The sequence below is a fragment of the Haloarcula mannanilytica genome (genome assembly GCF_005406125.1).
GTDB lineage: Archaea > Halobacteriota > Halobacteria > Halobacteriales > Haloarculaceae > Haloarcula > Haloarcula mannanilytica.
The window spans coordinates 143156-155676 of sequence record NZ_BIXZ01000002.1 but is presented as its reverse complement, the minus strand read 5'-3'; the positions used below and the strand labels follow the sequence as shown (position 1 = coordinate 155676).

The 12521-nt window shown below is 65.8% G+C and carries 16 protein-coding genes; 7 read left to right on the top strand and 9 right to left on the bottom strand.

Features of this window, described 5'->3' with window-relative positions; translation table 11 throughout:
• Positions 1-25: 25 nt before the first annotated feature.
• Complete coding sequence (locus Harman_RS07960) at positions 26-1708, bottom strand: histidine kinase N-terminal 7TM domain-containing protein (protein ID WP_137683280.1); 1683 nt, start codon at positions 1706-1708, stop codon at positions 26-28.
• Between the two features lie 134 nt (positions 1709-1842).
• Between Harman_RS07960 and Harman_RS07955 the strand changes: the two genes are divergently transcribed.
• Positions 1843-2196 carry a hypothetical protein gene (locus tag Harman_RS07955; RefSeq protein ID WP_137683279.1) on the top strand — a complete coding sequence of 118 codons (354 nt, stop codon included), beginning with the start codon at positions 1843-1845 and terminating at the stop codon, positions 2194-2196.
• A gap of 209 nt (positions 2197-2405) precedes the next feature.
• On the opposite strand, the gene Harman_RS07950 is transcribed toward Harman_RS07955, so the two are convergent.
• Genes Harman_RS07950 through hisH form a run of 3 tightly spaced genes read right to left on the bottom strand, consistent with a single transcriptional unit; the run spans position 2406 to position 4653 of the window.
• Positions 2406-3140 carry an acetoacetate decarboxylase family protein gene (locus Harman_RS07950; protein ID WP_137683278.1) on the bottom strand — a complete coding sequence of 245 codons (735 nt, stop codon included), beginning with the start codon at positions 3138-3140 and terminating at the stop codon, positions 2406-2408.
• Positions 3137-3982 (bottom strand): SDR family oxidoreductase, encoded by an 846-nt coding sequence (locus tag Harman_RS07945; RefSeq protein WP_137683277.1) that lies wholly within the window; start codon positions 3980-3982, stop codon positions 3137-3139. Before Harman_RS07945 ends, Harman_RS07950 begins: the two co-directional genes overlap by 4 nt.
• Before the next feature lie 23 nt (positions 3983-4005).
• Positions 4006-4653 (bottom strand): imidazole glycerol phosphate synthase subunit HisH, encoded by a 648-nt coding sequence (hisH, locus tag Harman_RS07940; protein ID WP_137683276.1) that lies wholly within the window; start codon positions 4651-4653, stop codon positions 4006-4008.
• A gap of 161 nt (positions 4654-4814) precedes the next feature.
• Here hisH and Harman_RS07935 point away from each other — a divergent pair, with 161 nt between their 5' ends.
• Complete coding sequence (locus Harman_RS07935) at positions 4815-5180, top strand: hypothetical protein (protein ID WP_137683275.1); 366 nt, start codon at positions 4815-4817, stop codon at positions 5178-5180.
• A 23-nt stretch (positions 5181-5203) separates the two neighbouring features.
• On the opposite strand, the gene Harman_RS07930 is transcribed toward Harman_RS07935, so the two are convergent.
• The 3 genes from Harman_RS07930 to Harman_RS07920 all read right to left on the bottom strand — a co-directional run bounded on the left by Harman_RS07930 (position 5204) and on the right by Harman_RS07920 (position 6590).
• On the bottom strand, positions 5204-5791 hold the full coding sequence (locus Harman_RS07930; RefSeq protein WP_137683274.1) for a uracil-DNA glycosylase: 588 nt from the start codon (positions 5789-5791) through the stop codon (positions 5204-5206).
• Between the two features lie 65 nt (positions 5792-5856).
• Positions 5857-6408: an endonuclease dU gene (locus Harman_RS07925; protein WP_137683273.1), complete on the bottom strand. Its 552-nt coding sequence runs from the start codon at positions 6406-6408 to the stop codon at positions 5857-5859.
• Complete coding sequence (locus Harman_RS07920; RefSeq protein ID WP_137683272.1) at positions 6405-6590, bottom strand: DUF5786 family protein; 186 nt, start codon at positions 6588-6590, stop codon at positions 6405-6407. Before Harman_RS07920 ends, Harman_RS07925 begins: the two co-directional genes overlap by 4 nt.
• 160 nt (positions 6591-6750) lie before the next feature.
• Here Harman_RS07920 and Harman_RS07915 point away from each other — a divergent pair, with 160 nt between their 5' ends.
• Both Harman_RS07915 and Harman_RS07910 read left to right on the top strand, forming a co-directional pair.
• A complete protein-coding gene (locus Harman_RS07915; RefSeq protein ID WP_137683271.1) occupies positions 6751-7362 on the top strand; it encodes an MBL fold metallo-hydrolase in 612 nt (203 codons plus the stop codon).
• A gap of 49 nt (positions 7363-7411) precedes the next feature.
• Positions 7412-8317, top strand: a complete 906-nt coding sequence (locus Harman_RS07910; RefSeq protein ID WP_137683270.1) for a hypothetical protein — start codon at positions 7412-7414, stop codon at positions 8315-8317.
• Positions 8318-8368: 51 nt separating this feature from the next.
• Here Harman_RS07910 and Harman_RS07905 read toward each other — a convergent pair whose 3' ends face one another.
• Positions 8369-8518, bottom strand: a complete 150-nt coding sequence (locus tag Harman_RS07905; RefSeq protein ID WP_004960523.1) for a 50S ribosomal protein L40e — start codon at positions 8516-8518, stop codon at positions 8369-8371.
• Between the two features lie 95 nt (positions 8519-8613).
• Between Harman_RS07905 and Harman_RS07900 the strand changes: the two genes are divergently transcribed.
• Positions 8614-9687, top strand: a complete 1074-nt coding sequence (locus Harman_RS07900; RefSeq protein WP_137683269.1) for a hypothetical protein — start codon at positions 8614-8616, stop codon at positions 9685-9687.
• A 169-nt stretch (positions 9688-9856) separates the two neighbouring features.
• Here Harman_RS07900 and Harman_RS07895 read toward each other — a convergent pair whose 3' ends face one another.
• Entirely contained in the window at positions 9857-10372 is a 516-nt protein-coding gene (locus Harman_RS07895; protein ID WP_137683268.1) for a DUF367 family protein, read from the bottom strand.
• Between the two features lie 87 nt (positions 10373-10459).
• Between Harman_RS07895 and Harman_RS07890 the strand changes: the two genes are divergently transcribed.
• Together Harman_RS07890 and Harman_RS07885 are read left to right on the top strand one after the other, a co-directional pair.
• Positions 10460-12133, top strand: a complete 1674-nt coding sequence (locus Harman_RS07890) for a redoxin domain-containing protein (RefSeq protein ID WP_137683267.1) — start codon at positions 10460-10462, stop codon at positions 12131-12133.
• Positions 12130-12510, top strand: coding sequence for a nuclear transport factor 2 family protein (locus tag Harman_RS07885; protein ID WP_137683266.1), 381 nt, complete (start codon positions 12130-12132; stop codon positions 12508-12510). The genes Harman_RS07890 and Harman_RS07885 overlap by 4 nt, the downstream gene beginning before the upstream one ends.
• Positions 12511-12521 lie beyond the last annotated feature (11 nt).

Genomic DNA, 12521 nt, shown 5'->3' with positions numbered 1-12521 from the left:
CGAACCGTCAGCGTGATTTCCACATTCACGCCGCTTGGGCGGCGCTCCGCTCCCGAGGCAGCCGAACGGTTACTATCGTCCCATCGTTCGTGTCGAACGCGAGGTCGCCCTCCAGCGTCGTGGTCGTCCAGCGGACGAGCCAGAGGCCGATACCGCTGCCGTGGTTCAGGTCTGTCTCGCGGCCTCGCTCCAGCACGCCGAGTTCGTGCTCGGGGATGCCCGGGCCGTTGTCGCTGACGGTCAGAACGATATCGTCGCCCTCTGTCGTCGCACCAACGGTGACGGCGGCGTCCGGGACGTGCTGGAGGGCGTTCTCGACGAGGTTCGTAAGCAGAATCTCCAGCAGGGCGGGCTGGGTCGTCAGTCGGAGGTCGTCGGGTATTTCGACAGTGACCGAGCCGCCGTACTCGTCGCGGGCGGTCGATACGACCTCGGCAGCGAGATCGGCCAGTGCGACGGATTCGAGTCCGGCATCATCCGATCCCGCTTCGGCGAGGGTCCGGGCCTTCTGGCCGGAGTCGACCAGGCGACCGACTGACCGCTCGATGGTCGCCGCGTGATCGGCCTGCTCGCCGTCGAGTTCCGCCGCCAGTAGCTCTGCCCGGGCCTGGATGACGACGCTCTCGTTGCGGACGTTGTGTCTGAGGAAGCGATTGAGTACTTCGAGGCGACGCTCCCGACGGATTTCGTCGGTGATGTCCTGAAAGACGACCGTGTAGCCCAGTTGCGTCCCCGCCTCGTCGCGCAGCGCCGTCTGTCGGACTTTGAACTCGCGGTGGCGGCCCCCGGCCTCGATGGATACCCGTGAACTCCCGCCGTCGGGTGCGATGTCGTCGCCGGACAGGAAGCTGTTCAGTGGCTCCGTCAGCGCCTCGCGCTTGTCGACGGCGAGCATTTCCTCGGCGGCGGGGTTGAGGTTCACGACCCGCCCCAGTTCGTCGACGATGGCGACCGGCGTGGCGATGTCGTGGATGGCCGCCCGCTCGCCGGCCCGCCTGGTCGCCGGGTGGAACTCGAACATGTTGCTCCGGACGAACGCGTACAGGTCCAAGACGATGTGGGGCAGGAACAGGAGCGGTGTCAGATTCATGGTTGGAGTCGGCCCGATGCCGCCGGCCCACAGCAACACCGCGGCCCCGGGCGGTATCGGACTCAGCCCGACTGCTAGCGCCTCGCGCCGGTACAGCGGGCCGTAGCTGACGACCGTATCGAACACCAGCAACGTCCCGAAACTGACGAACAGCATCGCGACGATGATGATGAGTAGTCCGGCCGGCAAGACGGCGTAGTCGGCTCCGGCGCTCCCGGCGGTCGGCACGACCCGGAACCCCTGCCAGACCACGGTGTGAATCGGGTTCGTGACGATGAGCGCCGTTCCGCCGAGCGGCAGCACCGCCAGTCCCCGGTACCAGCCACTTTCGAGGACGTTCGTCCGGCCGGTGTATCCAAGCGCAAAGGAGAGAAAGCAAAAGCCGATCCAGATAATTCCCAGCCAGGACACCATCTCAAGAGCGAGGCGCACTGTCGAGTCGAACACCAGCAGTGCCGCGCCGTAGCTGAAACACCAGACCGTCTGCGTGACGATGGTCGCGACGAACCACTGCGCGCCGGGCTTGCCCCAGTGTGCCCGGAGCTGTGCCAGCAGATACAGCGAGCCGACCCCCGAGGCAAACGAGCCAAGCGCCAGCCACGGGAGATCGAGGTTCATGCCGGAACAAATCTGCACTCCGTGTTTATCCTTCTGGGCACAGTACAAGCATTGATAACTCCCCGCCGTCGCCCGCCAGGCAGCCGGGATGTGGCTGCTGAAGCCGACGCCGTTTTGTCACCCCTTTCCGTAGCATGGATGTGACCGGAGTCGAGGAGTGGGTGGCCGACCTCGAAGCTGCCGGGGAGCTGACCCCCGATGCAGTGTCGGCTATCGTCGACGTTCACGACGACCGCGGCCATCAGGCCATCGAGGCCGTCGGCGAGAGCCGGGTCAAGCAGTACCGCGATTTCACCGTCGTCGTCGGCCACGACGACGAGTACATCGTCGAGGACGGCGGCTGTACCTGCGCCGACAGCGAGTACAACCTCGACCCCGAGGACCCCGACCAGCTTTGCTGGCACGCTATCGCTGTTCGCATCGCCGAGGCCATCGACGCCGTCGACGAACACGACATGTGGTATTCGGAGGTCCGGGAGTTTCTGTAGTACCACCTTTTTCAGCGTCGCCGTTCCTCGCTCGCTTCGCTCGCTGCGGGGACGGCTCCTCGAAAAACGTGGGCGAAAAAGGCCGGACGCTCACTCCGTTCGCGTCCGGGGAAACCGCGCCTGCGGCGCGGTATGCCGGGACTGCTACCGCTCCGCTACTGTGACTGCACTTTACCGCTCCGCTACTGTGACTGCACTTTACCGCCCCGCTACCGCTCCACCGCTCGCCCAGCGCCATACGCGATCTCTCCCTCCAGCGAGAACCGAAGCACAGACCGCGAACCCATATCGAGCGAGCGGAGCGTGTCGGCACGCTCGTGGTTGCCCAAGTCCACGTCGACGCGACGGCTCAGCGGTGCGACCCCCAGTTTCCCCTGGAACTCGATTGGCGTCCGTTCGAGTCGGCCCGCCCGAACTGCGTAGCTCTCGGTTCGTTCTCGACGCTCCCAGGCCCGGGGCCAGTCGATGCCGACCGTCGCTACGCGGTCGCCGTCCTCTATGACCGTTGTCTCGCGGCGAGTTGCGTCGTCGCGGTGGGTGATGTCGGCGACCGTCTTCGGATAGCCCCAGATCTCGTCGCCGAGGGCGCGCGCGGGCTCGGTTGTGACGGGGAGCGACCAGATGTAGCTGCCGGCCGTGCGGGTCAGCAGTGGGACCAGCGGTGGCTGCCACTCTTTTGCCGTCGACGCAATCATCACGGCGAACTCGTCGTAGGGGGCCATCGCGTCGTCGCCGATGCGATGGTACTCGACACAGAGGAGCACGACTGCGGCCCGGCGGGCCGTCGGCTGGACCGGCGTCAGTCCATCGGGCAGCAGCGACTCGGCAACGTCGTAGCGCGCCGGGAGCACTGCACCGGCGATGGTCGCCTCGGTGACCAGCGGGAGCGTCACTTCGTGTCCGGTCGACAGGCGAACCCGGTCGCCGTCGGCCAGTTGCGTCATAGCCACCGCCCCAGAAACGCGCTCGCTCGACCAAACCCGCGGTGAATTGGGTCCTGGAGTCGCGCCGGGAGCCAGTGGGTCCAGCGGACGAACGTGGCGAAGGCTCCGACGGGGTAGCGGGCCTTCGGCGGGGCGTCAGTCGCCGCCGACAGGACCGTCTCGGCGACGGCCTCCGGCGTCGTCGCCAGCGGCCCGCCGGTGAGGACCCAGCCGGTTTCGAGCGCGTCGTACGTCCGGTCGTAGGTCGGCGTCCGGGCCTCGTCACCGAGGTTTTCAAGCGCGCTGTCGGCGAAGCCGGTGTCGACCCATGCCGGTTCGACGAGCGAGACGTGGATGTCGTCCGCTCCGGCGACTTCGATTCGCAGCGCGTCGGTCAGGGACTCGACGGCGGCTTTGCCGGCCGAATACGCGCCAAGTCCGGGCGAGGCAGTGTGGCCCAGCACGCTGGAGAGCGTGATGATGCGTCCGCCGTGTTCGCGCATCTCGGGTAATGCTGCCTGTGCGAGGCGATGTGGGCCGTGGACCAGCACGTCGAACTGCTCGCGAACGTCGTCGCTGGAAACGTCTTCGACCGGCCCAGCGACCCCGTAGCCCGCGTTGTTCACCAGGCAGTTGAGCCGTCCGGTCTCCGCGATGATTCGGTCAACGACGGCCTGAATCTGTTCGTCGTCGGTCACGTCGAGTTCGAGACAGCGACAGCGCTCGCGGATGTCCGCTGGAAACTCGCTGTCGATGTCCGTCGCGTAGACTGTCCAGCCGTCATCGGCGAACGCTCGTGCCGTCGCCGCTCCGATGCCCGACGCTGCGCCGGTGAGCAGAACGACAGAATCCGCTGTGGACATACGAACGAATCCCGAATAGGTTCTCAGCTATCGAGGCAGTAGTCGACGTAGTTCCGGAGGATGCGAAGCCCCGTCTCGCCCGATTTCTCCGGGTGGAACTGCGTGCCGAAGACGTTGCCGGCGTCGTTGGCGACGATAGAGGCGAAGTCCGTCCCGTAGTCCGTCGTCGCCACCGTCGCGGCCTCGTCGTCGGGGACGGCGTAGTAGGAGTGGACGAAGTAGGCGTGCTCGCCGTCGACCCCCTCGACCAGCGGGTGGTCCCGCGTCACGTCGAGTTCGTTCCAGCCCATGTGTGGCACGGTCTGGTCGCGGCTGAACCGGACGTTCTTCCCGGGAATGAGGTCCAGCCCTTCGGCGTCGCCCTGCCCCTCGTGGTCGGCCTCCTCGCTCGTCGTCAGCAGCATCTGCATTCCGAGGCAGATGCCAAAGAGTGGCGTGCCGGCCTCGGCCTGTTCGACCAGCGCCTCGCGGAACGGGCCGGCGTTGTCCATCCCCTCGGAGAAGGCCCCGACGCCGGGCAGGACGATGCCGTCGGCCGCGTCGAACTCCGCCGGGTCCTCAGAGAGGGTCACGTCCGCGCCGGCGCGTTCGAGGCCGCGCGTGACGCTCCGGAGGTTCCCCAGTCCGTAGTCGACGACGACCACGTCCGCGGTCGTCTGTCTCACACTCATACGGTCTCGTAGGCGAACCGGGGGTAAGTGACTTCCTGTTCGCGCAAGGTTCGGCACAAACTGTGTGCGTCTGACTGCAGCCCCAGACCCGCCCGCACTGGAAATCTCAATTCTGAGAATATGCCATTCTGGTTTTATTCATCTACCCCATACAACTGGTGATGGTAGATATTACAAACGTTCTGTACGTCGAAGAGAACGTTCTCATAGCTGAATTTCCGGCCGACATGGAACTGACCGACGAGATATTCGCGAAAGTCAACGAGCGGTTCGAGGAACTCGCATCACAGTCGGCGGTCGACACACATATCTCGAATCTCCAGATGGAGGGGTCGCTGAACAACGACGTGTTCGCACGGGCTCAGGAGGCCGCCGAAGCGGGCAAAGAGTTCGGCATCACGAACTGGATAATCGTCTCGGAGGACATCAAGAAGATGGCGCTCAAGAGCAAGGTCGGCGAGATCCCCGGCGTCGATATTTCGCTGGTGGACACGAGGCCGGAAGCCATGGACATCGCGACGGCGTAACGCTCTCAGACCACTCGTCCGTTTTAAAACTCGCCGAGTCGTGACTGGCCGCTCTGTGCGTCAGTGAACTCCGCAGCGGTCGCAAGCGCCGCCTCGAACGTCTCTTTCTGGCTGGGATCGTACAGCGTCGCCGCGGGGTGGACGGAGACGAGGACGCGTCGCGGCTGGCCGGCGACCGTAATGTCGAACACCTCGCCCGCCTCGCCGGTGACGGCCACGTCGCGCTCAAGCAGGTGTTCGGCCGGGACTTTCCCGAGCGTGACGACCACCTCGGGGTTGACGCGGTCGATTTCGGTCTCCAGATAGTCCCGACAGTTCGTGAGTTCGCCTTTCCGCGGATCGCGGTTGTCCGGCGGGCGACACCGCACGCAGTTCGTGATGCGCACGTCGCCCCGGTCGAGGCCAGCCTCGCGCAACCCATCGTCGAGCACGTCGCCGCTCCGGCCGACGAACGGTTCGCCCTGTTCGTCCTCGTTCGCGCCGGGGGCCTCCCCGACGAACAGCAGGTCCGCGTCAGCGGGGCCGACGCCGTTGACGATCCGCGAGCGCGAGTCACAGAGGTCGTCACAGCGCTCGCAGCCGACGACATCGAGTCCGTCCATCTGCTCCATGTCTCGTCGTTTGCGCCGGGGGCTCTCAAACGCAGCGGTCCGCCGGAACGTTCGGACCTGGTCGGCTACTCCATCTCGACAAGGCCCCGCGCCGCCAGCCTGGCGACTCGGAGCGGCTCCGGGCGACCGCCCGCCGGCGTGAACGCCCGGACGACATCCGCAGCGGCGCTGTCATCGAGGCCGACGCTCCGGACGTACACCGTCTCGTCGTTGACCGTCACCGACCGGCGCTCCGGCTGGGCGCGATAGGTCGCCAGCCGGTCCCGTACGACATCGGGGTCGTCGAACGCCTCGCGGATGGCCTTCTCAAGTCCCGGCGAAGACTCGAAGGTGACCGAGACGACCGGTAGGTCGGTGCGGTCGTGAATCCGCCGCAGGTCGAGCACGTTGAACCACGCCGGTGCGATACCCGCCACAAGCAGGTAGCGGATGTCCTCGCGGTCCAGGTGGTCGACCATCGCACACACCGTGTCGGTCGCGTCGCTCCCGCCGACCGTTGCAGCGCTAAAAACAAAACCGTCGGCAACTCGACTGGCGCGAACGACGACGCCAGCGAACTGACTGGTTTCGTCCCGATACGACTCCGCAACGCCGAGGGCCCGTGCCCCGGATTTCACGTGTTCTCGTTGTCTTTGATGTCCTCCAGTCTATCGAGCAGTTCGTCGTTCGACGCCGTAAACTCGAACTCGATATCGCCCTCGTGGGCGTTTTCTTCAGCATCGAGGCCGTCCTCGTCCTCGAAATCTGTGTCGTACTCCTGGTTGTCTTGTTCCGATTCGTCGTAGCTCCCGAACCCCATGGTACGTGTACAACTATGACGTACGTAGTAAAAAATCACTCGGCGACTCTATCGTATTTGATAATTGATATATGCCGACATCTGTGAACCGAGGCGTCCTGTCCCGGACAGGCTGCCGGCGGACAGTACACTCAAGCGGACCGCGCCACAGGGTGCGTGTATGGACGTTCACAATGTCACCGCCGAAGCCGAGACGTTCACCTGCAACGCCTATCTCGCGACCGGCGAGCGGACGACGCTGGTCGACGCTGGCGCGATGGACGGCGTCGTCGACGTAATTCGCGAACACACTGACACGCTTGACGCCGTCGTGGTAACCCACCAGCACGGCGACCACGTCCAGCAACTCGACGCCGTCCTCGACGCTTTCGATGCGCCGCTGTATGCCTACGGCTCCCACCCGCGCCGGGACCACGAACTCGCCGACGGTGACACCCTCACAGTCGGCGACGAGGAATGCGAAGTCGTCTACACCCCGGGCCACGCCGACGACCACGTCTCGCTCGTCTCCGAGGCGTCGCTGTTTTCGGGCGACGTAGTCGTCCACGACGACGGCGCGTTCGACGACGGCTCCTTCGGCCGCACCGACCGCCCCGGCCAGTCCCGCGAGCGCCTCATCGAGAGCATCGAGGATATCCTCACTCGCATGCCTGACGGCGTCGAACACATGTACTCGGGGCATGGCGGCGTCTTCCACGGCGATGTCCGCGAAATCGTCGAGCGCGCCCTCGAACGGGCAGAGCGCCGCGAACCGAAGTATCCCGACGAGTGACCGTCCAGCGCGGCGTAACGCTCTACTTACCAGGATGATATTCGGGCACATGAACCAACGACTCGTGACCGGGGCGGCGCTGGCGCTGTCTGGCGTCGTGCTGGCCGGGATGCAGGTTCTGCACGCGGTCCAGCAGACCCGGATTCCGGTGGCGGTCGCGGTCGATGCGCTCCCCTTCGCGGCGATGGCGCTCGCGATAGCGTACGCGGGTGTCTGGCTGGCTCGGGACACGACACCCGAAGGAGCAACGTCCCGGGTGGCCGCGTGGGCCGCCGGTGGGACGGTGGCTTTTGCCGCCGTGGCGGCGTTGCTGTTGTTCAGCCAGCGCGTGACGACCGGCTCGCTCGCCCGGGCGTCGTTTCTGATCGTGGACCTCGTCACCGTCGGCGCGTTGGCGGGCGTTCTCGTCGGTCTGTACGACGCACGGAGTCGCAGTCGGCTCCGCGAACTCGAAGCCGAGCGCGACCGCATCGAGGCCTTCGCCGGGAAGGCGGCGGACGTGAACAACTACGGGCGCGCCATCGCCAGTGCGCCCAGCGTCGACGGCGTCGCGGCATACGTCGTCGAGGCGTTCAGCACGATGACCGGAATGGAAGAGACGGCCGTCATCCGCATCAGCGACGACAACTCGATGGCGCTCGCAAACACGATCCGAACCGTACCGGTCGATGTTGTCGGCGCGTTCGCGCGGGCGGTCCGGACACAGCAACAGGGCGAGATTGCCGTTCACGAGCGGCCGTTCCCCGTTGACTTCCCCGAGTCCGTCACCGGCTGCGTGTCGGCGGTCGTCCTGGACGACGAGGACGCGACGACGGTCGTTATCTCGCTTGCGACGGACGATACAACCGTGGCTGCAGAGGACGAAAAACTGCTGGAACTCATCGTCTCGCACGCGTCGGTCCGCATGGCGACGCTCGACCGTCGCTCGGCCGACGAAGGCTACACCGACCGGTAAGGGAGTGGCGACGAACTGCCACCGGTCGCCGGCGGCAATTGATTCCGAAAATCAGGCGCTGCGGGTCTCTTTCGCCTTCGGACGCAGGTTGCCGTAGCCACATTTCCGGCACTGCTGGGCGCGCTGTGGGTTCCGTGCGTTACACCGCATGCAGATCTGCTTGTTCAGGAGTCGGTCGGACGCTGTCTCGAAGCTAGCCATGCGCGGTTGTTTCCGGTGCGCGCGTTTAAGCTTTGAGTTTCGAATCCAGCGCCGGTCGTCGCTGGCTTTAGACGTTCGAAGCGCGAGGATAGCGTATGTACGAGCAAGTCGCAGACCTGTCGGTCACCGTCGAGCGGTGCGAGTTCGAGCGGCTGGAGCGGGCGACCTCCAGCGGGTTCGACCGGGCCACGACCGTTATCCAACTCTCCGGCGCAGGCGAAACCGGGCGCGGTGAGGACGTGACGTACACGTCCGAGGCCCACGACGCGCTGCAGAACGCCGATTCGTTGCAGGGCGAAAGCTTCCCGCTGGCCGGTGAGTACACCGCCGACTCGTTTTCGGCGGCGCTGGATGAGGCCGACCTGTGGCCCGAACCACCCGACGAGGAGCGGTTCCGTCACTACCGCCGCTGGGGGTTCGAGAGCGCGGCGCTTGACCTGGCGCTGAAACAGGCCGAGACGGACCTCGGGACGGCGCTCGGCCGGCAGTACGACCCGGTGAACTTCGTCGTCTCGACGCGACTCTCGAACCCGGACGACGACGCGCCGCCGACGGCGGACCGGCTGGCGCGGCTGTGTGAGCGCTACGGCGACCTGTCGTTCAAGCTCGACCCCACGCCTGACTGGAGCGATGCCCTCGTCGACGACCTGGCCGACTACGACGTTCGGGTGCTGGACCTGAAAGGCCTGTACGAGGGGACGGATGTCGATGTCGAGGCCGACCCCGAGTTCTACCGCCGCGTCGTCGACGGCCTCCCAGACGCGCTGGTCGAGGACCCCGATCTGACCGACGCCACTCGCTCGGTGTTCGACGGGCAGGAAGCCCGGGTCACCTGGGACGTGCCCATCACCGGCGTCGAAAGCATTGAGGCGCTGCCGTTCGAACCGGCGTGGCTCAACATGAAACCGTCCCGCTGTGGGACTGTCCAGTCGGTCCTGGCCACCATCGACTACTGCGAGCAGCGCGGCATCGACCTCTACGGTGGCGGCCAGTTCGAACTCGGCGTCGGCCGCGATCACATCCAGGCGCTGGCGTCGCTGTGTTACCCTGACGGGCCGAACGATGTCGCGCCCGGCGGCTACAACGACCCCGACCCGGACGCGGAGCTGCCGACGAGTCCGCTGACCCCGCCAGCGGCTCCGAGCGGCATCGGAATCGGGTTCCAGTAAGCACCCTGAGAGGTGAGGGCGAAGCTACATTATTGTTCGAATACTAACTAATAGTATGCGGTGCCAAGCCTGCGGAGAACGCATCGACGACGTGCTGGAGGCACACGCACGGCGGGCCTGTCCACACTGTGATGCGCCGCTCCACGAGAAACCAGCAACGCCCCGGTGACTACTCCTCGGCGAGGTAGTCGTCCTGCACGTCGATGATGTCGCCCGAATCATCGCAGTTCGCGTACCGTTCCAGCGGTTCCTCGTTCAGTTCTAGGAAGGTGTGGCCCCAGGAGAACGTCGAGAGGATTCGTTCGGCGTGGTCGCGTTCCCCGAGGATGACGAGCGCGCCGGCGAAGGCCTCGACGGTGTTCAACTGAAAGGCTGTCCCGTAGTTGACCGGATTGCCGGCGACGAGGAAGGGGAGCGAGCGGTGAATCCCTTCGAGGTCGAACGCCTCGCGTTCGGCGGTTTCCCAGGAGCAGTCGAGCGCGACCAGTCGGCTGTGGCGAGCGCCGTCGCCGGCGGTCGGCCGGTCCGCTGGAGACAGCGCCTGCTCGGCGAAGGGGTTGAGCACGATGCCGGGCGGCGTCGACCGGGTCGCGCGGTGGAGTTCGGCCTCGTCCATGCGGGCCAGTTTCCGCGCGCTACATTTGTCGGGGTCGTCGTCGCCCTCGTACCGGACGTGCAGTTCCACACGAGAGCTAGCACCGTAGCGGATAAAAGCGACTCGTTCCGTGATCGCGTGCAAACACTGTTATAGCCGGCCTTGGTTGTATAAGGTGTGCTTTCAGAGGGGACGGCGGCACCGCGGTTCGAACTGCCGGCGCTAGTCGACGGCGAACGAAAGCAGGTCGCGCTGTCCGACTATCTCGGTGAGGACGTGGTCATCCTCGCGTTCTACCCGGCGGATTTCAACCCGGCCTGTGACGACACCGCCTGTGACCTTGACGAACTCGACCTCTTTACGATGCAGAAGGACGTGACTATCCTGGGTATCAGCCCGGACTCGGTGTACAGCCACCGGGCTTTCGCCGACCGCTACGACCTGCACATCCCGCTGCTGTCCGATACCGACCACGAGGTCGCCCGCGAGTACGGCATCGACTTCGTGGACGCCATCGGCCAGCAACTCATCGAGCGGGCCGTCGTCGTCATCGACCACGACGGCGAGGTGCAGTATTTCTGGTGTACCGAGGACATGCAGCAGCTCCCCCGCGTGGGGGAAATAAAGGACGCCATCGCGGACACCGGCGGCGACGACACCGCCTTCGCCCGCTACCGCGTCGGCCACGCCCACTACACCGAGGGTCGGCGAGCCTTTACTGCGGCGATGAGCGGCTTCCGCGACTCGGAGTGGATGGTCGCACAGGGGGACTTCCAGCAGGCCCGCGAGGAGTTCGAGGACGCCGCGGACCACTTCGATACCGCCGTCCGATTCGTCGACGACGACTCATTGAAACCGATTTACGAGGACGCAAAGACCAAGGCGAACTCGCTGTGGCAGGCCAGCGACTGGCTCGCCCAGGCCGCCCGCGCCTACTCCAGCGGCAGCGGGGCGGAGGGCCAGGCGCTCCGGGACGACGCTGAGGGGCCGCTGGAAACGGCCCGTGGCTACGAGGAACCCCCCGACCCCGACGATCCGTGGCCGCCCGAGCTTGAGACGCTCGAAACGGAATCGGCCGACGACCGGCCGGCATATCTCCCACAGGACGAGGCGGAGGGAGACACCTCCCTCGACGTGGATATCGACGAGGCGGTCGAACGGGACAGCACCGAACTGTCGGAGACGGGGTCCTCGGCCGCCGAGTCAGCGCTGGACTCGACATCGTCGAGCGATGCCGCGGACGCGGCCGAGGAGATGCGAGACGCGAGCGATGGGACGACGGCAGACGCAGCCGACGAGACGACACCGGCGGAGACAGCCGAACAGCTGTCGAATTCAGCGGGATCGCCCGGCGAAGCGACCACGCCCACGGATCAATCGACCGCGGACGGCCCTAACGAGGCGGCGGCCGACGCACCGGACTCGGTGTCGTCGCCCGAGGGGGAGGGCGAACTCTCGGAGGTCGACGACACCGATATCGAGGAGATCCAGGCCGAACTGGCCGAAAGCGAAGCCGAGAGCGAGTCCACGGATTCCATAGACGCGGCCCCGACGGTGATGGTCGAAGCGCCGCCTGACACTGTGGGGGGGACAGAGGACGACGACTCCGCAGCGCAGGACATGCCGGACGGCGAGCGGCCGAGCGCCGACCGGCTGTCCGATGCTGACTCCTCGTCCGGGCCGGAAACAGACGAATCGGCCGAACTGGACCTAGCTGATCCGACGGCTGCTGATGACGGCGATGTGGGAGAGGCAGCGGATGACGACGGCACTGTCCCGGAAGTGAACGACGAGAAATCCGATGCAGCGAGCGACAGAGACACATCCGCCGACCCCGAATCGGACACGTGACGCGACCTGCTCTCCTTCAGCGCGCACGGGCCTACTACGACGCCATCGACGGCGACGACTACGACCAGTTGACCTCGCTGCTGGCCCCGTCGTTCGTCCACGACCGCCCCGACCGGACCATCGAGGGCCGTGAGCGGTTCGTGCGGTTCATGCGCGAGGAGCGACCGCAGACGGACACCACACACCCGCTTGACGGGCTCTATCACTCCCCGGAGAGCGGGAGGGAGGAACCGGCCGACGGTGACGAACCGGAAACCGACGAAATCGTCGTCCGCGGCCGCCTGCTCGATGCCGACGGTGAGCGCATCGTCGGCTTCGTGGACGTGTTCACTTTCGTCGGTGACGACATCGAGCGCATCGAGACGTACACGCGCTGAGCCTGCCTACT

Excerpts from the sequence above, each read along its gene's own strand:
- Harman_RS07960 (WP_137683280.1), bottom strand. The coding sequence starts at position 1,708 with ATGAACCTCGATCTCCCGTGGCTGGCGCTTGGCTCGTTTGCCTCGGGG.
- Harman_RS07955 (WP_137683279.1), top strand. The coding sequence starts at position 1,843 with ATGGATGTGACCGGAGTCGAGGAGTGGGTGGCCGACCTCGAAGCTGCC.
- Harman_RS07950 (WP_137683278.1), bottom strand. The coding sequence starts at position 3,140 with ATGACGCAACTGGCCGACGGCGACCGGGTTCGCCTGTCGACCGGACAC.
- Harman_RS07945 (WP_137683277.1), bottom strand. The coding sequence starts at position 3,982 with ATGTCCACAGCGGATTCTGTCGTTCTGCTCACCGGCGCAGCGTCGGGC.
- hisH (WP_137683276.1), bottom strand. The coding sequence starts at position 4,653 with ATGAGTGTGAGACAGACGACCGCGGACGTGGTCGTCGTCGACTACGGA.
- Harman_RS07935 (WP_137683275.1), top strand. The coding sequence starts at position 4,815 with ATGGTAGATATTACAAACGTTCTGTACGTCGAAGAGAACGTTCTCATA.
- Harman_RS07930 (WP_137683274.1), bottom strand. The coding sequence starts at position 5,791 with ATGGAGCAGATGGACGGACTCGATGTCGTCGGCTGCGAGCGCTGTGAC.
- Harman_RS07920 (WP_137683272.1), bottom strand. The coding sequence starts at position 6,590 with ATGGGGTTCGGGAGCTACGACGAATCGGAACAAGACAACCAGGAGTAC.
- Harman_RS07915 (WP_137683271.1), top strand. The coding sequence starts at position 6,751 with ATGGACGTTCACAATGTCACCGCCGAAGCCGAGACGTTCACCTGCAAC.
- Harman_RS07910 (WP_137683270.1), top strand. The coding sequence starts at position 7,412 with ATGAACCAACGACTCGTGACCGGGGCGGCGCTGGCGCTGTCTGGCGTC.
- Harman_RS07905 (WP_004960523.1), bottom strand. The coding sequence starts at position 8,518 with ATGGCTAGCTTCGAGACAGCGTCCGACCGACTCCTGAACAAGCAGATC.
- Harman_RS07900 (WP_137683269.1), top strand. The coding sequence starts at position 8,614 with ATGTACGAGCAAGTCGCAGACCTGTCGGTCACCGTCGAGCGGTGCGAG.